17 protein-coding genes and 1 pseudogene are annotated in these 19,912 nt (G+C 71.3%); 11 read left to right on the forward strand and 7 right to left on the reverse strand.

What is annotated here, in order from left to right; all coding sequences use genetic code 11:
* Nucleotides 1–84: 84 nt before the first annotated feature.
* The 10 genes from ribD (at nucleotide 85) to ACYVOO_RS00320 (ending at nucleotide 9,277) form a co-directional block, all read left to right on the forward strand.
* The gene (gene ribD, locus ACYVOO_RS00275; RefSeq protein ID WP_461013694.1) at nucleotides 85–1,245 is read left to right on the forward strand and encodes a bifunctional diaminohydroxyphosphoribosylaminopyrimidine deaminase/5-amino-6-(5-phosphoribosylamino)uracil reductase RibD; all 1,161 of its coding nucleotides are present in this window, start codon (nucleotides 85–87) and stop codon (nucleotides 1,243–1,245) included.
* On the forward strand, nucleotides 1,246–1,881 hold the full coding sequence (locus ACYVOO_RS00280) for a riboflavin synthase (protein ID WP_461013628.1): 636 nt from the start codon (nucleotides 1,246–1,248) through the stop codon (nucleotides 1,879–1,881).
* A complete protein-coding gene (locus ACYVOO_RS00285) occupies nucleotides 1,878–2,552 on the forward strand; it encodes a nicotinamide mononucleotide transporter family protein (RefSeq protein ID WP_461013629.1) in 675 nt (224 codons plus the stop codon). The genes ACYVOO_RS00280 and ACYVOO_RS00285 overlap by 4 nt, the downstream gene beginning before the upstream one ends.
* Nucleotides 2,549–3,895: a bifunctional 3,4-dihydroxy-2-butanone-4-phosphate synthase/GTP cyclohydrolase II gene (locus ACYVOO_RS00290; RefSeq protein WP_461013630.1), complete on the forward strand. Its 1,347-nt coding sequence runs from the start codon at nucleotides 2,549–2,551 to the stop codon at nucleotides 3,893–3,895. Before ACYVOO_RS00285 ends, ACYVOO_RS00290 begins: the two co-directional genes overlap by 4 nt.
* Nucleotides 3,896–4,019: 124 nt before the next feature.
* On the forward strand, nucleotides 4,020–4,505 hold the full coding sequence (ribH, locus tag ACYVOO_RS00295) for a 6,7-dimethyl-8-ribityllumazine synthase (protein ID WP_461013631.1): 486 nt from the start codon (nucleotides 4,020–4,022) through the stop codon (nucleotides 4,503–4,505).
* A 33-nt stretch (nucleotides 4,506–4,538) separates the two neighbouring features.
* Complete coding sequence (locus ACYVOO_RS00300; RefSeq protein WP_453347846.1) at nucleotides 4,539–4,811, forward strand: phosphoribosyl-ATP diphosphatase; 273 nt, start codon at nucleotides 4,539–4,541, stop codon at nucleotides 4,809–4,811.
* A 114-nt stretch (nucleotides 4,812–4,925) separates the two neighbouring features.
* Entirely contained in the window at nucleotides 4,926–5,774 is an 849-nt protein-coding gene (gene hisG, locus ACYVOO_RS00305) for an ATP phosphoribosyltransferase (RefSeq protein ID WP_453347845.1), read from the forward strand.
* 81 nt (nucleotides 5,775–5,855) lie between these two features.
* On the forward strand, nucleotides 5,856–6,329 hold the full coding sequence (locus tag ACYVOO_RS00310) for a PH domain-containing protein (protein ID WP_461013632.1): 474 nt from the start codon (nucleotides 5,856–5,858) through the stop codon (nucleotides 6,327–6,329).
* A 240-nt stretch (nucleotides 6,330–6,569) separates the two neighbouring features.
* Nucleotides 6,570–8,039 (forward strand): hemolysin family protein, encoded by a 1,470-nt coding sequence (locus ACYVOO_RS00315; protein ID WP_461013633.1) that lies wholly within the window; start codon nucleotides 6,570–6,572, stop codon nucleotides 8,037–8,039.
* Nucleotides 8,036–9,277 (forward strand): hemolysin family protein, encoded by a 1,242-nt coding sequence (locus ACYVOO_RS00320; RefSeq protein ID WP_461013634.1) that lies wholly within the window; start codon nucleotides 8,036–8,038, stop codon nucleotides 9,275–9,277. Before ACYVOO_RS00315 ends, ACYVOO_RS00320 begins: the two co-directional genes overlap by 4 nt.
* Here ACYVOO_RS00320 and ACYVOO_RS00325 read toward each other — a convergent pair.
* Together ACYVOO_RS00325 and ACYVOO_RS00330 are read right to left on the reverse strand one after the other, a co-directional pair.
* Nucleotides 9,198–11,285 carry an AAA family ATPase gene (locus tag ACYVOO_RS00325; protein WP_461013695.1) on the reverse strand — a complete coding sequence of 696 codons (2,088 nt, stop codon included), beginning with the start codon at nucleotides 11,283–11,285 and terminating at the stop codon, nucleotides 9,198–9,200. The genes ACYVOO_RS00320 and ACYVOO_RS00325 overlap by 80 nt on opposite strands.
* Nucleotides 11,286–11,750: 465 nt before the next feature.
* On the reverse strand, nucleotides 11,751–12,386 hold the full coding sequence (locus tag ACYVOO_RS00330; RefSeq protein ID WP_461013635.1) for a uridine kinase family protein: 636 nt from the start codon (nucleotides 12,384–12,386) through the stop codon (nucleotides 11,751–11,753).
* 168 nt (nucleotides 12,387–12,554) lie between these two features.
* Here ACYVOO_RS00330 and ACYVOO_RS00335 point away from each other — a divergent pair, with 168 nt between their 5' ends.
* The gene (locus ACYVOO_RS00335) at nucleotides 12,555–13,961 is read left to right on the forward strand and encodes a peptidase C39 family protein (protein WP_461013636.1); all 1,407 of its coding nucleotides are present in this window, start codon (nucleotides 12,555–12,557) and stop codon (nucleotides 13,959–13,961) included.
* Nucleotides 13,962–14,055: 94 nt separating this feature from the next.
* Here ACYVOO_RS00335 and ACYVOO_RS00340 read toward each other — a convergent pair.
* The 5 genes and pseudogenes from ACYVOO_RS00340 to ACYVOO_RS00360 all read right to left on the reverse strand — a co-directional run.
* Nucleotides 14,056–14,478, reverse strand: a pseudogene (locus ACYVOO_RS00340) (tyrosine-type recombinase/integrase); the annotation flags it as partial.
* Entirely contained in the window at nucleotides 14,450–15,016 is a 567-nt protein-coding gene (locus ACYVOO_RS00345) for a tyrosine-type recombinase/integrase (RefSeq protein ID WP_461013696.1), read from the reverse strand. The gene ACYVOO_RS00345 and the pseudogene ACYVOO_RS00340, both read right to left, overlap by 29 nt.
* A 405-nt stretch (nucleotides 15,017–15,421) precedes the next feature.
* A complete protein-coding gene (locus ACYVOO_RS00350) occupies nucleotides 15,422–16,444 on the reverse strand; it encodes a hypothetical protein (RefSeq protein WP_461013637.1) in 1,023 nt (340 codons plus the stop codon).
* 97 nt (nucleotides 16,445–16,541) lie between these two features.
* Nucleotides 16,542–18,632, reverse strand: a complete 2,091-nt coding sequence (gene fxlM / locus ACYVOO_RS00355) for a methyltransferase, FxLD system (protein WP_461013638.1) — start codon at nucleotides 18,630–18,632, stop codon at nucleotides 16,542–16,544.
* A gap of 17 nt (nucleotides 18,633–18,649) precedes the next feature.
* Nucleotides 18,650–19,912 carry a lanthionine synthetase C family protein gene (locus tag ACYVOO_RS00360; RefSeq protein WP_461013639.1) on the reverse strand — a complete coding sequence of 421 codons (1,263 nt, stop codon included), beginning with the start codon at nucleotides 19,910–19,912 and terminating at the stop codon, nucleotides 18,650–18,652.

The following is a 19,912-nucleotide window of genomic DNA, read 5'->3' on the forward strand; positions in this document are numbered from 1 at the left end:
CGGAGTCCGTGCCCGCAGAGGCAGGAGGACCCGGTGGCCACCCACGCCGCAGCAGCGACCGCAGATCCGGCCGTACGTGACGCCATGCGCCGAGCCGTCGAGCTGGCCGCGCGCGGCCTCGGTTCCACTAGCCCCAACCCCGTCGTCGGCTGCGTCGTGCTGGATGCGCACGACCGGCCCGTCGGCGAGGGCTGGCACCAGCGCGCGGGCGGCCCCCATGCGGAGGTCCACGCCCTGGCCGAGGCCGGGGACGACGCACGCGGCGGCACCGCCGTCGTCACCCTCGAACCCTGCAACCACACCGGCCGCACAGGACCCTGCGCCCAGGCCCTGATCGAGGCCGGGATCGCCCGCGTCGTCTACGCCGTCGCCGATCCCACGCCCGACGCCACAGGCGGCGCGCGCGCCCTCGCCGCCGCGGGCGTCGAGGTCCACGAGGGACTGCTCGCCGACGAGGCCGCGGCGGGCAACGCCGCCTGGCTCACCGCCGTGACCCGTCGGCGCCCCTTCGTCGTCTGGAAGTACGCGGCCACCCTCGACGGCCGCATCGCGGCGGCCGACGGCTCCAGCCGCTGGATCACCTCCGGCGAGGCCCGCGCCGACGTCCACCGGCTGCGCGCCGAGAGCGACGCCGTCGTCGTCGGCTCGGGCACCGCGCGCGCCGACGACCCGCACCTCGCCGTGCGCGGGGTGCCGGGCGCCGAGCAGCCGCTGCGCGTCGTCGTCGACACCGAGGCCCGCGCCGTCGTGCCGGGAGCGCGCGTCCTCGACGGCACCGGGCCCACCCTCGTCGCCGTCGCCGAGGACGCCGAGGCCGACGCCGGGGACCTGGCGGGCGCCGAGGTGCTCAGACTGCCGCGCGCGGCGGACGGCAGGGGCGGCCTGGACATCCCCGCGCTGCTCACCGCGCTCTACGGGCGCGGCGTGCGCTCCGTCCTGCTGGAGGGCGGCCCCACGCTCGCCGGTGCCTTCGTGGAGGCCCGCGCCGTTGACCGCGTCGTCGGCTATCTCGCGCCCGTCCTGCTGGGGGAGGGCCCGGCGGCGCTCGGCAGCGCCGGAATCAGCACGATCGTCCAGGCGTTGCGGCTGACCATGACGGAGAGCGTGCGCATCGGGCCCGATCTGCGGATCACCGCGGTCCCCGCCGACAGCGACGCGCCCGCCGCACCCTCCGCCGCGCCCGCCGTCCCTACGCCCACCGTCACCACCGCCACCGTCATCCCCACCGCCACCGAGGAGTCCTGAGTGTTCACCGGAATTGTCGAAGAGCTGGGTGAGGTCGTCGCCATGGAGGACCGCGGTGGCTCCGCGCGCTTCCGGCTGCGCGGCCCCGCCGTCACCGAGGGCGTCAAGCACGGGGACTCCATCGCCGTCAACGGCGTCTGCCTCACCGTGGTCGAGACCGGCGGCGGCGAGTTCACGGCCGACGTCATCGCCGAGACCCTCGGCCGCTCCAGCCTGGGCGCCCTCACCGTCGGCTCCCGCGTCAACCTGGAGCGCCCCATGGCCCTGGGCGGACGGCTCGACGGACACCTCGTCCAGGGCCACGTGGACGGCACCGGCACCCTCGCCGCGCGCACCGAGGACGGCACGGTGACCGTCCAGTTGCCGCCGGGGCTGGCCCGCTACATCGTCGAGAAGGGCTCCATCACCGTCGACGGCGTCTCCCTCACCGTCGTGGAGGCCGGTGACGACTACTTCACCATCAGCCTCATCCCCACCACCCTGGCGCTGACGACCCTCGGCATCAAGGACGTGGGCGACCCGGTGAACCTGGAGGTCGACGTCCTCGCCAAGTACGTCGAACGCCTCCTCGGCCGCACGGGGCAGCTCCCGGTCCCGGCCACCGGCTCGACGGAGACGAAGGAAGCGGTCAAGTGAGCGCCCTGGACTGGCTGAACGCCGAGGCGTTCACCGCCTTCGGCCAGCACGTGATCTGGTCCGACATGGCCGGCAACATCGTCGGCCTCGCCGCCCTCGCGCTGGGCTGGCGCCGCTCGGTGCTCACCTGGCCCACCCAGCTCGTCTCCGGCGTCGTCCTCATCGCCGCCTTCGCCTCGGCCCAGCTCGCGGGCGGCGTCGGCAAGCAGCTCCTCGTCATCGTCGTAGCGCTGTGGGGCTGGCGGCAGTGGACGCGGGGCAGGCAGCAGGCCCAGGACGGCTCGATCGCCGTACGGTTCGCCACCTGGCGCGAGCGCGGACTGCTCGCCGCGGGCACGGCCGTGGGCACCGGGATCGTCGGCGGGCTCTTCACGCTCGTACCGGCGCTGTCCTGGAACCCCTGGCCCGACGCGTACATCTTCGTCGGCACCCTCGCGGCCATGGTCGCCCAGGCACGCGGACTGGTCGAGTTCTGGTTCGCCTGGCTGCTCGTCGACGTGGTCGGCGTCCCGCTCGCCTTCAGCAGCGGGCTCGCCTTCTCCGGATTCGTCTACGTCGTCTACCTCGGCCTCGTCCTGTGGGGGCTGCGCGCCTGGTGGCTGCGCTCCCGCGTCGACGCCGCCGCACGGGGGCCCCAGCAGGGTCCCGCAATGGAAGGAGCCGCGGCATGACCGCGCTGCGCAGTTGGTACGGAGCCTACGGAACGGACGAGGCGGAGGAGGCCGAGGAGAGCCTCTCCCTCGACCCCGTCGAGCGTGCCGTGAGCGACATCGCCGCGGGCCGCCCCGTGGTCGTCGTGGACGACGAGAGCCGCGAGAACGAGGGCGATCTCGTCATCGCGGCCGAGATGGCCACGCCCGAGGTCATCGCGTTCATGATGAGCGAGTGCCGCGGCCTCATCTGCACCCCGATGGAGGCGGCCGATCTCGACCGGCTCCGGCTCCCGCAGATGGTCGAGCAGAACACCGAGTCCATGGGCACCGCCTTCACGGTCTCCGTCGACGCCACCCCCGAGCACGGCGTGACCACCGGCATCTCCGCCGCCGACCGCGCCGCCACCATCCGCCTGCTCGCCTCCCCTGAGGCGGCCCCCGACGACTTCGTACGGCCCGGACACGCCTTCCCGCTGCGCGCGCGGCCCGGCGGCGTCCTCACCCGTCCGGGGCACACCGAGGCGGGCGTCGACCTTGCGCGGCTGGCCGGGCTGCGCCCCGCCGCGGCCATCGTGGAGATCGCGGGCGAGGACGGCACCATGCTGCGGCTGCCCGAGCTGGTGCCCTTCGCGCGCAAGCACGGCCTGTCGATCATCTCCATCGAGGACCTGATCGCCTACCGCAGGAGCGCGGAGCCGACGGTGCGCCGGGAGGCGGCCACCCGGCTGCCGACGCGCTACGGCGACTTCCGCGCGTACGGGTACCGCTCCATCGTCGACGGCGTGGAGCACATCGCCCTCGTCGCGGGCGACCTCGGTGCCGACGGCGAGGACGGCGAGGACGGCGCGAACGGCGAGGACGTGCTCGTACGGGTGCACTCCGAGTGCCTGACCGGCGATGTCTTCGGCTCGCAGCGCTGCGACTGCGGCCCGCAGCTCCAGGCGTCGCTGGAGCGGGTCCAGCAGGAGGGCCGGGGCGTCGTCCTCTATCTGCGCGGGCACGAGGGGCGCGGCATCGGACTGCTGTCCAAGCTGCGCGCGTACGAACTCCAGGAGCACGGCCGCGACACCCTCGACGCCAACCTGGAGCTGGGCCTGCCCGCCGACGCGCGCGACTACGCCGCGGCGGCGCAGATCCTCCAGGATCTCGGCGTACGCTCCCTGCGGCTGATGACGAACAACCCCGACAAGGTCTCCGCGCTCGTCCGGTACGGGCTGCGGGTCACAGGACGCGAGCCGATGCCCGTACAGGCCGGGGAGCACAACCTCCGCTACCTGCGTACCAAGCGGGACCGGATGGGCCATGACCTCCCCTGGCTGGACGCGGACCCGGCGTCGGTCTCGGCCTGCGGCAACCAGTGAGCGCCAGGCGCCCCTGACCCGGGCAACGGCACCGGCACCCGTACCGGCACCCCCTTCTATCCACCCCCAGCAGCGACGTACCGAGCACCCGGCGAGGCCGGGAGAACGACCGAGGAGCGAGCGAGTGAGCGGCAAGGGCGCACCCGAACTGTCCATCAAGAACTGCGGTGACCTGCGGATCGCGGTGATCGCCGCGCAGTGGCACGAGCAGGTCATGGACGGCCTCGTCGACGGCTCCCTGCGCGCCCTGCGCGAGCTGGGCATCGACGAGCCGACGCTGCTGCGCGTCCCCGGCAGCTTCGAGCTGCCCGTCGTCGCCAAGGTCCTCGCGGGCCGCGGCTATGACGCGATCGTGGCCCTCGGTGTCGTCATCCGGGGCGGCACCCCGCACTTCGACTACGTCTGCCAGGGTGTCACGCAGGGCCTGACGCAGGTCTCCGTCGACACCGGTGTCCCCATCGGCTTCGGCGTGCTGACCTGCGACACCGAGCAGCAGGCCCTCGACCGCGCCGGGATCGAGGGCTCGACGGAGGACAAGGGCCACGAGGCGGTGACCGCGGCCGTAGCCACCGCCACGACCCTGCGTACCGTGGCGGAACCCTGGCGCTAGCGGCCCCGTACGACCACGTAGGGTAAGAGGACCATGGCGAACAAGACATTCGAGGAGCTCTTCGCGGAGCTCCAGCAGAAGGCCGCCACCGGCGACCCCATCACCTCCCGTACAGCGGAACTGGTCACCCAGGGCGTGCACTCCATCGGCAAGAAGGTCGTGGAGGAGGCCGCCGAGGTGTGGATGGCCGCGGAGTACGAGGGGGAGGACCGCACGGCCGAGGAGATCTCGCAGCTCCTCTACCACCTCCAGGTGCTGATGGTCGCCCGCGGCATCGAGCTGGACGACGTATACGCTCATCTCTGAGCCGGTCCGCCGCGCCCGCACCCGCGCGCACCGGCCCGGCCCGGCTCCGGTTCGGAAAACCAGAGACGTATCCGTCGGATTCGTACCACCCCACACGCAAAGGAAGCTGACCCCATGCTGCGCATCGCCGTCCCCAACAAGGGTTCACTGTCCGAGCCTGCGTCGGCGATGCTCCATGAGGCGGGCTACCGGCAGCGCAAGGACCGCAGGGAACTGGTGCTGGTCGACTCGGAGAACGAGGTCGAGTTCTTCTTCCTCCGCCCCCGGGACATCGCCGTCTACGTCGGCTCGGGCAAGCTCGACATCGGCATCACCGGGCGCGATCTGCTGCTCGACTCCGGTGCCAGTGCCGAGGAGATCCTCCAGCTCGGCTTCGCCGGTTCCACGTTCCGCTACGCGACGCTGCCCGGCACCGCGAAGGACGTGAGCGAGTTCGGCGGCAAGACCGTCGCCACCTCGTTCTCCGGGCTGGTCACCCAGCACCTCGCGGACCACGGCGTCGAGGCGTCCGTCGTGCACCTCGACGGCGCCGTCGAGACCGCGATCCAGCTCGGCGTCGCGGAGATCATCGCCGACGTCGTGGAGACGGGCACCACCCTCCGCAACGCCGGTCTGGAGATCATCAGCGAGCCGATCCTGCACTCCGAGGCCGTGGTGATCCGCGGCTCGGGCGCTGCCGACGACGACCCCAAGGTGCGCCAGTTCCTGCGCCGCATGCAGGGCGTCCTGGTGGCCAGGCGCTACGTGATGATGGACTACGACATCCGCGCCGAGCACCTGGAGAAGGCCGTGGCCCTCACCCCGGGCCTGGAGTCGCCGACGATCTCGCCGCTGCACGACCAGGGCTGGGTCGCCGTCCGCTCCATGGTGCGCACCAAGGAGGCCCAGCGGATCATGGACGACCTCTACGACCTGGGCGCCAGGGCGATCCTCACGACCGGCATCCACGCCTGCCGCCTCTGACGGTTCCCGCCCGCTCCGGCACCCGCGCCGGAGCGGGCAGCAGCACCCCGCACCAGGCCCCCAGGACTCCAGGACCCGGACATGTCGCAAGCGCCTCCTCTCCCCGTCACCTTCCGGCCGACGCGCACCCGCGTCGTCCTCCTCAGCGTCGGTGTCGCCGCCTTCGCCGTCATCACGGCGGTCGCGCTGATCCTCCCGACGCTGAGCCCGGGCGAGAAGTCCAGCTTCGTCTTCACCGGACTGCTCTTCTTCGGCGTACTGGCCCTCCTCAGCCGCCCCCACGTCACCGCCGACGCGCAGGGGCTCACCGTCGTCAACCTGACGACCAAGCGGCGTCTCGAATGGGCGGAAGTGCTCCGCGTCAACCTCCGGCCCGGCGACCCCTGGGTGTACCTCGACCTCGCCGACGGCACCAGCCTGCCCGCGATGGGCATCCAGCCCGGCATCGCCAAGGAGCAGGCCATCACGGACGCGAAGGCGCTGCGTGCCCTCGCCGAAGAGCACGGCACCCACGGCGGGACCGGCGCACACGGCCCTGAGGGCGCGACGGGCTGACCCGCACCGGACACACCGCCCGCGCCACGCAGGCCCCGGGCCGCGCGGCATATGGAAGCGAGTCGTCCGGCCGGTGCCCCTGCCTTTCGCCCCTTCGACGTGATTACCCTGGTGCGGTCGGCGAACGCCGCGCCCCGCACCCCACAGCGGGCACCTGCGACCCGAGGAGTGACACCCTCCCGCGATGGACGGAACGTCCTGTAGTACCCGCGCTGCTTCCCGTCAGAGCGGAGAAGCAGCATGATCCTCCCACTCGTTCTGCTCGGCGCGGCCTTCCTGCTCATCCTGGCCAACGGCTTCTTCGTCGCCGCCGAGTTCGGTCTCGTCACCGTCGAGAAGCCCGAAGCCGAACGGGCCGCCGCCCAGGGCGACCGCAGAGCCCGAGCCGTCACCGCGGCCCTGCGCGAGCTGTCCTTCCAGCTCTCCGGCACCCAGCTCGGCATCACCCTCACCTCCCTCGTCGTCGGCATGCTGTCCGAACCCGCCCTCGCGCGGCTCCTCCAGGGCCCGCTGACCGCGACGGGACTGCCCGGAGGCGCCGTCCCCGGTGTCGCCATCGCGATCGGGATGCTCACGGCCTCTGCCGTCCAGATGGTGATCGGCGAACTGGTCCCCAAGAACTGGGCCGTCTCCCGGCCGCTGGCCGTGGCCCGCTTCGTCGCGGGCCCCCAGCGGCTCTTCACCGGCCTCTTCCGGCCCGTCATCTCTCTGCTCAACGCCGCCGCCAACCGCATCGTCAGCGCCCTGGGCTTCCAGCCCGCCGACGAGCTGGCCTCGGCCCGCAGCCCCGGCGAACTCGTCTCGCTGGCCCGCCACTCGGCGCGCGCCGGCGCCATCGAGCAGGACACGGCCGACCTGTTCGTACGGACGCTCTCGCTCGGCGGGCTGACGGCGCAGCACGTGATGACGCCGCGCGTGCGCGTCAGCGCGCTCCAGACGGCCGCCACGGCGGCCGACGTCCTCAACCTCACCAGGGCGACGGGGCTCTCCCGGTTCCCCGTCTACCGCGAACGCCTGGACGAGATCGTCGGCATGGTCCACCTCAAGGACGCGCTCGCCGTCCCCTCGCACGAGCGGCTGCGTACGCCCGCCTGGCGCATCGCCGTACCGCCCCTCCTCGTTCCCGGGAGCCTTCCCGTCCAGCCGCTGCTGGAGCGGCTGCGGAGCGAGCAGCCCATCGCCGTGGTCGTCGACGAGTACGGCGGCACGGCGGGCGTGGTCACGCTGGAGGACATCGTCGAGGAACTGGTCGGGGAAGTGCGCGACGAGCACGACGGCGAGGACCCGCCCGAACTCGCCCTCGCCGTCCCCGAGCCCGACGGCCGCGCCGCCTGGGACGCCGACGGCGGCTGCCGGGTGGACGCGCTGCGGCGCATCGGCCTGCACGCGCCGGAGGGCCCCTACGAGACGGTGGCCGGACTCGTCGCGGGGCTCCTCGGCCGCATCCCCGCGCCTGGTGACGTGGCCGTACTGCCGGGGCCGGGGCCGGGGCCCGGCGGCGCCGACGCGCCGGGCTGGCAGCTCAGGGTGCGGCTGGTGGCGCACCACAGGGCCGAGCGGGTGCGCGTCAGCAGACTGGTGGAGCCGGTCCGCGCGCCGGTCAACGCCGCTCCGGCCGCAGCGCCGGCGCGGGGGCCCGTCGCCGCGCCCGGGTCCGGGTCCGGGGCCCGCGTGTCCGTTCCCGCCGCAGAGGAGGCCGCGCTGCGATGAGCGTTCTCCAACTCCTCTTCGCCGCCGTGCTGGTGCTCGGCAACGGATTCTTCGTCGGCGCCGAGTTCGCCCTGGTCTCCGTGCGGCGCAGCCAGATCGAACCGCTCGCCGCCGAGGGCTCCGCGCGTGCGCGGCGGGTGCTGACCGGTCTTGAGAACCTGCCGCAGATGATGGCGGCGGCGCAGTTCGGCATCACCGTCTGCTCGCTGACCCTCGGCGCCGTCGCCGAGCCGACCCTCGCCCGGCTGCTGGAGCCCGTCTTCCACGTGGCCCGGCTGCCCGAGGCGCTGGTTCACCCGATGGGGTACATCATCGCGCTGGCCGTGGTCGTCTTCTTCCACCTCGTCATCGGCGAGATGGTGCCCAAGAACCTGGCGATGGCCGCACCCGAGCGCACCGCGCTGTGGCTCAGCCCGGCCCTGGTCGCCTTCGCCCGCGTCACGCGCCCGGTGACGGCCGCTTTCGGCGCCGCGTCCACGCTCATCCTGCGGCTGTTCAAGGTCGAGCCGAGGGACGAGGTCGAGACCGTCTTCACCAGCGAACAGCTCACCCACCTCGTCGCCGACTCCCGGCAGGCGGGCCTGCTGGACCACGAGGAGCACGAGCGCCTCTCCGACGCCCTGGAGCTGGGCACCCGCCCGCTCTCTGACGTCCTCCTCGACACCGGCGCGCTGGTGACCGTCGAACCCGCCGTCACCCCGCGCGAGGTGGAGGAGCTGACGGTGAAGACCGGCTACTCGCGCTTCCCGATCTGTGCTCCAGGGCGTGCGGGAGCGGGCGTCTTCATGGGCTATCTGCACGTCAAGGACGTGCTCGACCTCGACGAGGACGACCGCGCCGTGCCCGCGCACCTGTGGCGGCCCATGGCCACGCTCCGCGCCGAACTCCCCCTGGACGACGCACTGGGCGCCATGCGTGCCTCCGCCTCCCACCTCGCGACGGTCGCGGACGCGTCGGGCCGGGTGCTGGGTCTTGTAGCGCTGGAGGACGTGCTGGAGATGCTGGTCGGTGAGGTGCGCGATCCGGCGCACCCGCCCTCGGCCGGCGCGTGGCGCGCCGCCGCCTACGGGACCCCCGGCACCCTCGGCGGCACCGGCACCGGCACCGTGCCGGGCGCGCGGGCACCCGCACCGCTGGGCGCCCCCACTGGCGCTGGTGCTACGTCAGCGGAGGCGGCGGATCCGACCGGGGCCCCTCGGGACCCCTCCCGGACAGCACCTCACCGTACGCCTGCATGAGGTCGGGCAGCCGCAGCGTCGCGAGGTCGTCGCGCGACGGCGTGCCCGGATAGCCGGAGAGCCGCAGATCGCGGTACGCGCAGCTCTTCTCGTACAGCGTGCGCAGGAAGCGCCCGTTGCCCAGCTCGTCGATCCAGCCCTGGTCGACGACGTGGCCGCTGATGCTGCGCAGCTCCTCCAGCGACTCCTCGTCCCACACGTCCCCGTTCTCGCCCGCCAGCACCTCGCCGATCGCGGTGAGTTCCAGCGGGCGGTAGCTGGGGAAGTCGACGCGCGTGGTGAACCGGGACGAGAGCCCGGGGTTGGCCGCCAGCAGCCGGTCCATGCCCTCCGGATACCCGGCGAGGATGACCACGAGGCGGTCGCGGTTGTCCTCGGCCCGCTTGAGGAGCACCTGGAGGGCCTCGTCGCCGTACGCGTCGCCCTTGCTGTAGCCGGAGTTGGACAGCGCGTACGCCTCGTCGACGAACAGCACCCCGCCGAGCGCCGAGTCGATCAGCTCGTTCGCCTTCACGGCCGTCTGGCCGAGGAACTCGCCGACGAGATCGGCGCGTTGGGCCTCCACCAGGTGATCGCCGCCGAGCAGTCCGAGCGCGTAGAAGGCCCGGCCCAGGATGCGGGCCACCGTCGTCTTGCCGGTGCCGGAGGGCCCGGAGAAGACGAAGTGCCGTTTCGGCGGCTGCACGGGCAGGCCCTGGCTCGCGCGCAGCCGCGCCATGTGCAGCTGCGCCGACAGCGCCCGCACCTGCCGCTTCACGGGCTCCAGGCCCACCATCCGCTCCAGCTCGTCCAGCGCCTGGGCGAGCAGCACGGGGTCCGAGGGGCCCGTGGGCAGCCGGTTCGTGGTGCTGCCGGGGCGGGGCACGAGGCGTGTGCGCACGGCGTCCGTGTCCACCCGCGCGGGCTCGGCCGGGTCGCCCGTGTCCTCCAGGCGCAGCGCGTCGGCGCCGGGGTCCAGTTCGGGGTCGGCGCTCTCGGCCGCGTCGAACGGATCGGTGTCCAGCCCGTCCTGGCCGGGGCCGCTGCCGGTGCCGGGGCCTGTGCCGGGGCGGGGCTCGCCGGTCAGCGGGTCGATCAGGGGCAGGTCGTCGTCGAGCCCGGTCTCCAGGCTGTCCAGCCCGTCCTGCCCTCCCTGGGGGCCCTGTCCGCCCTGGCCGCTCTGCCCGCCCTGGCCTGCGCCGCCGCCCGCGCCCGCGAGGGTCACGGCGGTGGCCAGATCGCCGGAGTCGCCGATTCCGTCGCCCTCGGCGATGGTGGTCAGCCGGGCCGCCGTGTCCATGAAGGCGGGGTCGATGCGGTGCACGGCGCGGTACAGCGGCAGCGCCGCCGCGCTGCGCCCCGTGCCCTCGCGGGCCCTGGCCAGCCAGTAGCGCAGCTCCTTGCGCTGCGGCTGTTCGCTGCGGCAGCGCATCAGCGCGGCGGCCAGCAGCGGCTCGGCCTGCCCGTACATCTCCAGGCGCACCCGCGCCATCCCGGCGAACAGGCCCGCCTCGATGCCCAGCAGCGGGTCGTCCACCAGGGGTTCGGTGTGCGCGACGAGACGGTCCCAGTCCTTGGCGAGATACGCGCGGCACGCGTGCAGGAAGCGGACCTGCGGATCGGTCTCGACGGGCGGGCAGTCGGCCAGGGCCCGGTCCAGCTCGGCCACATGGCGGCCGTCGAGCCAGTGCGAGGCGTGGGCCAGCAGCAGATCGCGCTCGCTCTCCAGCACAGGCTGCACCCACCAGCCCAGCCAGTACCAGGAGTTGAGGGTGCGGTGGTGGCGGCTGCGCTGCTCGCCGAAGCGTTCACGGTTGTGGTACATGCGCAGCAGCGCCGTGGCGGTGTCCGCGCGCAGCGCGTGCAGCCCGAGCCAGGCGTCGGCCATGCCGGGGTCCAGCCGCACGGCGGTGCGGAACTCCTCCTCGGCCTGCGCGTATCCGCCCACCGTGTACGCGTCCACGCCGCGGAGCCAGGCGAGGTCTGCCGGGGCGTGCGGACCTAGGGTGTCGTTCCTGCCGAAGTCCATCACGTCCCCCACGAAACGTCCCCCGTCATCCGCCGACGCGCGTCCGCGTGCCGTCGGATGCGGCGCGGGACGAACATCCGTACTCGGTGCGGGAGTTGGTATCCATTCCTTGATGCTGCCCAGATTCCCGCGCCATTTCGCATCGTACCTGCGGGATCGGCGGCGCCGAAGGGCGGCGTACGGGCGTGATGGGGGAGAGCGCGACGGTCGGATGGGGGAGCGGTGGTGACGGAACGTGAACGGTCGGCGCCTGCCAGCTTCCGTCGGGGGCGGGCCGCGGGCAGAACGAAGCCCCCGGTCACGGGGGAACAACCGGGGGCTTCGCGTCTGTAGGCAGCCTGTACAGACCGCTTGTTGGAAACGTAATTCCTGTACGGCTCCCGGGTCAAGCCGCTCTTTCGGGCCCATTGGGGGGCATCGCACTACACCACCCAAGGGGTTACCCAACGTCACCGGGGAGGGTGGTCAGGGGTGTCCCGCAGGCCCCTCGCGCACCTCGTATCCCTCGGGCCGCTCCCGCACCAGAAAATTCGCATATGGAGACGAGGGGTCATCGGCGAAATGCGTACGTTCGGCGCGCGTCCACCCCTCCCAGAACTCCCTCAACTGTGGACCGTCGCGTCGTCTTCCCCGCCCCCATGCCCGAGACGGGGCCATGTCCATCCACGCCAGCGCCGCCAGTTGGGGGCGCACGGCGCGCCGTCCCGCGCCGACGCCCTCCAGCAGGACGACGGGTGCGGGCGGCAGCGCGCGCCACCGGGTGAAGGCGCGGCGCGTCCAGTCGTAGACCTCGTGCCGGGCCTCCTCGCCCCGCGAGAAGGGGGCCAGCACCTGTGTGGACAGGCGCCCGGTCCACCCGAACAGCGCGTCGTGGCTCGCGAGGTCGTCCAGATGGAGCACGGGCGCTCCCCCCAGCTCGACGGCGAGCCGCGCGGCGAACGTCGACTTGCCAGACCCGGCGTGCCCGTCCACGCCGACGAGCCGCACGGGGCCGCACGACGGGCGGAGCCCGCGCAGCAGCGCGGCGAGGCGTGCGGGGGAGACGGGCGGGGCCGTGGGAGCGGAGCGGGCGTGCCGGGCGGGGCGGGCGGGGCGGGTCATCCCTGACAGCGTACGACCCAGGTCATGTCACTGGTCCACACCAATATTGATGGCGCGCCGAGAGAACGCGGCTCTGGCCCGCGACGGCCCCGAGCGGTGATAGTTGAGGTCTGACGCAATGACGTGCACCTGCCGCAGGTCCGGGAACCGACTGGGGGATCCACCGCCATGAACCGCAGACCCACCACGCGCCGCACCCTGCTGGCCGCCGCCGTCGCCGCGGCGGCCGGCGCCGTGGCAGCGCCCGCCGCCTTCGCGGGCGAAGGCCCCCAGCGCACCGGAGGCACCCTCCCGGGGAAGCCCGGAAAGCCGGGCAAGCCAGGGAAGAAGGGCTCCTACGTGGCGTTCGCCTCCTGGTCCACGTACGAGGACTGGTCGAAGGGGGCCGCCGACGGCACCCGTACGGAGCAGGGCGCACGCCCCGGAATCGTCATCGGCACGCCGAAGGGCACCGTCGACTACAAGGACCCGCACACCGACAAGACGGCCACCTGGGAGTACGCCACCTGGACCAGCCAGCCCCGGACCCCGGCCGTCCCGGCGGGCGAGCTGATCGCCTCCTGGAACGCGCACACCCCCGAGGGCACCTGGATCAGGATCGAGCTGAAGGGCACCTACACCGACGGCACCGAGACGCCCTGGTACACGATGGGCATCTGGACGTCGGGCGACGGCGCCGACGTGCCCCGCCGCACCTCCGTCGACGACCAGAGCGACAACAAGAGCAGCGTCTGGACCGACACCTTCTCCATCGACGACCTGGCGAGCGGCCTGCGGCTCAAGACCTACCGGCTGCGCCTCACCCTCCACCGAACCCAGGGCGGCGGCAACACCCCCACGGTGTGGCGCCTGGGCGCGATGGCCTCGGACGTGCCCGACCGCTTCGAGGTCCCCGCCTCCAAGCCGGGCCCGGCCACCGGCGTCGAGCTGAAGGTGCCGCGCTACTCGCAGGAGATCCACAAGGGGCAGTACCCGGAGTACGACGGCGGCGGCGAGGCGTGGTGCAGCCCCACCTCCTCGCAGATGATCATCGAGTTCTGGGGGCGCAAGCCCACCAGCGAGGACCTGGCGTGGGTCGACCCCTCCTACGCCGACCCCCAGGTCTGCCACGCGGCCCGCCACACCTTCGACTACCAGTACAACGGCTGCGGCAACTGGCCCTTCAACGCGGCCTACGCCAGCACGTACAAGGACATGCAGGGCGTGGTCACCCGCCTCGACAGCCTCACCCAGGCGGAACGCCTCATCGCGGCCGGTCTGCCGCTGATAACTTCCCAGTCCTTCATCGAGTCCGAACTCGACGGCGCGGGCTACGGCACCGCCGGACACCTGATGACCGTCATCGGCTTCACCAAGTCCGGCGACATCATCGCCAACGACCCCGCCTCCCCGAGCAACGCCGCCGTCCGCCGCGTCTACAAGCGGCGGCAATGGGAGAACATCTGGCTCCGTACGAAGCGGAAGGACGCGAACGGGCAGGTGAAGAGTGGTACGGGCGGGGTGTGCTACATCTACTTCCCGACGAACCCAGCACCAACTCAGCACCAGGTGCTGAAGGAACTGGGCATCCTGTAGCCGGAGTCCCGGTCAGCACCGTGGGCAGGTGCTGGCCGAAGGTCGCCTCCACCACCTGGCGGCAGCGCTCGCGGCCGTCCCGGGTGAGATGCCCGTAACGGTCGACCGTGATCTTGATGGACCGGTGCCCGAGCCATCGGGACACCTCATGGATGGACACCCCGTTCGTCAAGGTCACGGTCGCCCACTTGTGCCTCAAATCGTGAGGCGTGTACTCCCTCAGCCCGAGACGTTCGATGGCGCGGTCCCAGGACTTGCGCAGGAGATCGGGATAGGGCATCCCGCCAGCTTGATTGAGGACGGGGAGATGTGAAGCGAAGGCTTCAAAGTATTCCGGTATCGGAACATCGCGCCATTCCCCTTCTTTCCGATGCTTCAGTGGCGCGTAGCGCGCTGCGTATCGCCCGTCCAGGCCCTTGTAGCGGACTACCTGGCGCTTCAAGCGCAATGTTCCGTCGAGGAGGTCTTCAGGGAAGACGCCGAGCGATTCACCGATACGCAGGCCGCCACAGGCCATGAGCCATATGGCGGGTTCCAGGCGAGGGCCGATGGCCCGTGCGATGGCCTGAATTTCGTCGAGGCTGGGAAGATCCCGCTCGTCGACGGGAATCACGGAGTTCTCGGCCTTGTGTGCTTCCTTTACGGGGTTCCTGGATATGCGCCTGTGACGCACGGCGTGTGAGAACAGCGCGGACATCGCGATACTGCGGGACTCGACCGTGTTCGGCCTGGCCCCTTCCTTGGTCCACTGCGCGTAAAAGAGACTCCACGTCGGCTGCCGTGACCTGCGAGACCGTCTTGCTTCCCAGGTGCGGGAGTACGTGCAGCCGCATGATGCGCTCGTACGACTCCCAGGTTCCGGCCGACAATATGGATCCGCTGAGCCAGTCCTCGATGTACCGCCGCAGCGACACCTTGCCAGCCGTCGGGTCTATGTAGGTGTTCTCCCGCTTGTCGTTCTCCACCTTCGTGGCAAAGTCCACCGCGTCTTTCTTGCGGTCGAAGGACTTCTCACGCTGCCGTGCACTGCGCCCAGCGGGTTCCCGGTAGCGCACGACCCACCGCTTGCCGGGTGAATCGGCTCCCTTGTCCGAAACTGTTGCCAAAGTTCACACCACATCACTCGTTCGTCCCGAGCGGAGTCTCCCGCCAGGGGAGTGCTGTTGTAGCTTGCAATTCCGGCGGCGCCAAATCCACGAGTGAGCATGGATTTGACGGCGGCCACCATCGCGGGAGCGTTCAGAGCTGGCCCGGCCCGACATCCAGGCTCCGCAGGGGGATGAGGCGGCGCCACACCGGCGAGGTGGCTGAGCGTGTATCTGGTCAGCGCGTCCGGGTCATTCGGTGCCCGTCGATCTCGGTCTTGGCCTTCGGGCCCGTGTGGTGATCCGTACGCGGTGCCTGTTCTCGTTGCGGTGATGCATGCCGCCGACGCTAGGACGGTTGTCGGACAGGCGTGGTCAGGTGCTGTGGTCGGCGGTTTGTCTGTGTGCGAGAAGGTGTTGCGCCGTTGTGGCGCTGTGCTCTGCGGCGTGCAGGAGGTCTTGTTCCAGGTACGTCGGAATGTGTCCCTGGCCGAGCCCGGAGGACGAGAGGGCCGTGCGCAGGGCTCGTTGTGTGGCTGGCTCCAGCCGCTCTCGGCAGGTGGGGTGGGCCAGTACCTCTCGGGCGGTGTAGCCATTGCGACCGCCTGCTGCCTCCGTCAGGAGCCGGTCGGTGATGGCGGAGGTGTGAGCGGGGTCCAGTTCGGACAGATCGAGAGCGGCGAGCCCGACTCGGGTGCGGAAGAGGTCCAGTTCCGCTGGGGTGTCCAGGCTGAGGTAGTCCTGCACCATGGTGGCGAGCGTGGTCTGCTCGACCTTTCCGGCCTGGTGTTGGCAGAGGATGGCCAGGCATGAGGCGACGGGGCGTTCCCACGGTTCGGCTGTGACACTGCTGTTCAAGAGGGCGTGGGCGTCTGCTGGGTCTCCGGCGAGGCAGCGGCCCACGATTTCCACCTGGCGGCCGTCGAGGAGGCGGGTGCCGATTCCGCGGTGCTGCCGGGCTTGAGCGCGGGCCCGTTCCCATTCTCCCGCTGTGACCAAGGCGCGGATTCCGTCTGCGAGGAGGACTGTCCACAGCCATCTGTGGAGCTGGTGGTGGTCTTCCTGTGTGGCGGTCAGGTTCTCGAAACGCACGGTGTGACCGTCTACTTCCGCACGACCACCTGACTTCGCCGCGTGCACCAGATCTTCGAGCACGCGATAGGCGCTGCTCCCGTCTCCGTCGCGTACGAGAAGCCGGGCGAGGTTGACGACGGGTTCGAGGGCGTACCGGGCCTCCTGGGCGCTCAGGGGTTGTGCGCCCAGGAAGACCTCGGCGTGACGCCAGCACAGCGTGCGGGCCAGATCGGGTACGCCGCAGTCGCTGGCGATCAGGGCCGCCTTGTTCTGCGCGAGTGCCGCCAGGCTCAGCTTCGCCGTCCGCTCAGCGGAGCGAGCCAATTCGACTACCTCCTCGACGCGTTCGTCGAGTGGCGGGCAGGCGGGGCGGGGGCGGGCGACCAACGGGAAGCGCCTCGCTATCCGGCCGATCTCCATCTCACTGCCACTCGATGATGATGCGGTTCAGGGGGTTGTCGAAGGCGAACCGGCCGGGCTCGTGCTCGGGGGCGGGGGCGTCGAGCGGCTGGATCTCGAAGGCCACCTCCCGGTTGCGGAAGTCTGCGTCCCATGTGCGCGCCGCGTCGGCGACGCGCTTGGTGAGCTGTTCGGCCTCGGGCCCGTGGCCGATCACCCCGAACTCGTACAGCGAGGCGCCGTCCGCAGCGGTGTGGTCGGCCTTGCGCCGTGTGAGGTAGGTGAGTGTCCCCTTGTCGAAGGTCGCGGTGGCGCTGGGGTAGGGGTTGGTGAGCAGGCCGCTGTCGATGGCTTCCCGTTTCGCGGGCATGTGGCTGAGCCCCTCGGGGAGCGTGCAGGTGAGCCATAGCTCCAGCCACTCAGGCGATTCAGGTCCACGGAGGGTCACGCCCGTCCAGGCTTCGGCCCGCGGCTGGGCCAGCACATCAGCGAGCGCGTTGGCGTCCGGGTCCTGGTCGCCATTGGCCACCAGGGTCACGCTGCCGTCCTCGGAGAGCGGGATGTAAGCCCGGGGGTCATCGGCGATTCCGCGCCGCAGCGGCATGAACGTGTTCATCTCGGAGCCGACGCTGCGCCAGCGCCCCTGGGCGTCGCGCTCGAAGGCGATTGAGCGGGAGACGCTGCCGCGCAGCCGCAGGGGGGAGAGCAGGCGCCCTTGGGGGGCTAGCTGGTCGAGCCAGGCGTGGGGGACCGCGTGGGCGCCGACGGTCGCCTCGATCCGGTCGTAGGGGGCGTTGGCGGGGTCTCCCTGGGCGCCGTCGCCCAGGAGGACGGTGACGTTGTCCAGCCCGGCGGCTTCCAGTCCGGAGCGGGCACCTTCGACGATGTCCTCGTCCACGTCGATGGTGATGACGTGCCCCTTCTCGCCGACGAGGTGGCCCAGGAGCCCGGCGTTGAAACCGGTGCCGGCGCCCAGCTCCAGCACCTTCATGCCGGGCTCGACCTGGAGTTGTTCCAGCATCATGGCCACAATGCTGGGCTGGGAGGCACAACTGATCGGCCGACCCGCGCTGTCGAGCTTGGTGTCCACGGTGGAGTTGGAGTACGCCTTCTCCAATGGTGCTTGTGGCACGAAGAGATGCCGGGGTACGGATCGCATCGCCTCTTCGACGTGCGGGGTGCGGATGCTGCCGTTGCTGACCAGTTTGTCTACGAAGCGGGCGCGCAGATCATCGGGACTGGTCTCGGTCGAGTCGCTGTTCACACCGGCGACAGTAGCCGTCGCGTTGCTCTTGCCCGGTGTGGACGCGGCATCTTCGCTCGTACCCATGACTGCCTCTTTCGCCAGCGTTGACAGGGCGCTTTGGTCCTCGCGCGGGAGGCCCAGACGGTTCCAGTGGAAGATCAGATGGTGTGCGAGTACGGCTCGCAGCCCTCTCTCCAGCCGTCCGTGGCGATTCAGGCGTGCGAGTTGCTGGCCTGCCCACTCGAAGGTGGAGATCCAGTCGGCGAGGGGCGCCAGTCGGCCGTCGCCCGAGTTGCTGAGCCGTCCGGCATCCACCGTCATCAGCCGCCGTACAGCGGCGCGGTGCCGTTGCGGCACAGGGCGAGGGGGGCGGGGGCGCTCGGCGGCGACCCTTGCCCACACATCGCCTTGCTCGTACCAGTCGAGTCCGGCGGCGCGCATGGACACACTGAACAACATGACCGCCAGCTCCCTGCGGCCGAGGCCGGGCGGGTCGGGGGACTGTTGCCAACGGGCGAGTTGGTCCAGGACGTGGAGGCTGTCGCGGTGGAAGAGTTCGTGGGCGACGTCCATACCGGCTGGTCCCCCGAACGCGGTTGTCTCCGGCTCGTAGATGCCGGGCACCCATGCGTGGATCACACCGTCGGTGACCAAGATGCTCAGTGCCTGGTCCAGAGGCGGCGTGCCGCCGGGCGGGGTGCGGTAGCGCAGACGCCAGGTCGGGGCCTTGCGGATGAAGGACCACTGGAGCAGTCCGTCACGGGTAGCTGCCGTCAGAAGGGGACGGAGGCGGGTGACGGCCACGCTTTCCGCGCGGGACCAGTCGGAGAACTCGATGATGCGTTGGGGCCACTCGGCGTCGCGCACAGGTTCCTTCTCCTTGGTCAGTTAATCAGGAAGCACGCGTTCCACGCGGCGGTGCCCGCTGTTCCCGTCCGGGCGCTGTGCAGGGCCAGGGCGACTCCTGCCGCCCCTTCGAGGAGGCCGATATCGACCGGACCGCTTCGAGGGGCCAGCAAGGACTCGGACAGCGACTCGGGCCGGGCGGGCAGGAGTCGCTGCACAAGGTTGGGCACCGCCTGCGGCAAGCCGGGGGAGATCGCGTCGGCTTCCATGAGCCGAGTGAGATGGATGAGACCGGCGAAGCCGTGGCACAACGAGGCGTCGACGATCTGGTCGAGTTGTCCCTGATCGGTCACCGCGCAAAGCAGCGCGTCCTCCGCCCTGCGCTGCCGTGCGGTGTCGTGCAGGGCCAGGGCGGCGAGCTGCTGCGCGCGAGCGAGCCCGGCGGCGCCGTAGCACCACGACGGGCGGGAAGGCCCGGCGCCCGGCTCCCCGGTACGCAGGCGCTCGCGGGTGATCCAGTACGGCCACCAGGGACCCGCCGCGCCCTGGCACTGCCACCGATCCAGCCAGGAACAGATCCGTTCGATCGCCTCGCTCTGGCCGGGAGCGGTGATGCCGTGCAGCATGCCCAGCGCGAGGGCGGCCAAGGGACCGCCGATCCCGTGTGCCATGCCGTTGTTGGCGTGTCCGCCGGGGAAGTCGGTGGTGCGGGTGCCAGAGGGTGCCAGGTCGCTCCACCAGCCGGGCAGCAGTTCCCCGTCGTTCTTGATCGGCTCGGTGAGCCGCACCAGATAGGCGCACATATCCCTGGCCAGGTCCGCGTGGACTTCGCGTCGCATCAGCATGGCTGCCATGCCGGACAGGCCCCGGATCGCGTCGAATTCCGACAGTGCCGGCAGCTCACCGCGGTCGATGCGCGCGTGCGCTTTCTTCAACCGGCTGCGGACGGTGGCGGCCACGTGCTGGTCGAGCGTGTCCAGGGCGCGGGCGTAGCGGCCGGGCCGGTCGGCGGTCGCCTGGAGCGCGAAGGCGAGAGCGGGGGCGCCATAGAACAGGTGGCTTTCCGGACCGCCGAGGACCCCATCGTGCGCAGCGCAGGCGAGCCAGTCGTGCACGCGCTGCCAGGACGCGCAGCCGGTGCGGGCCCGTTCGATGTGCAGCAGCGCCACGCCGAGGGCACCTCGGGCCAGAGACTGGGGCCACCAGCCGTGCGCCAGGTTCCAGGTGCTGACCTGCTCGGGGGAGGCAAGACGCTCGGCGAGCAGCTCGGTCGCCTTCCGCAGGGCCTGGCGGTTCTCCAC

The sequence above is a fragment of the Streptomyces daliensis genome (assembly GCF_054782395.1).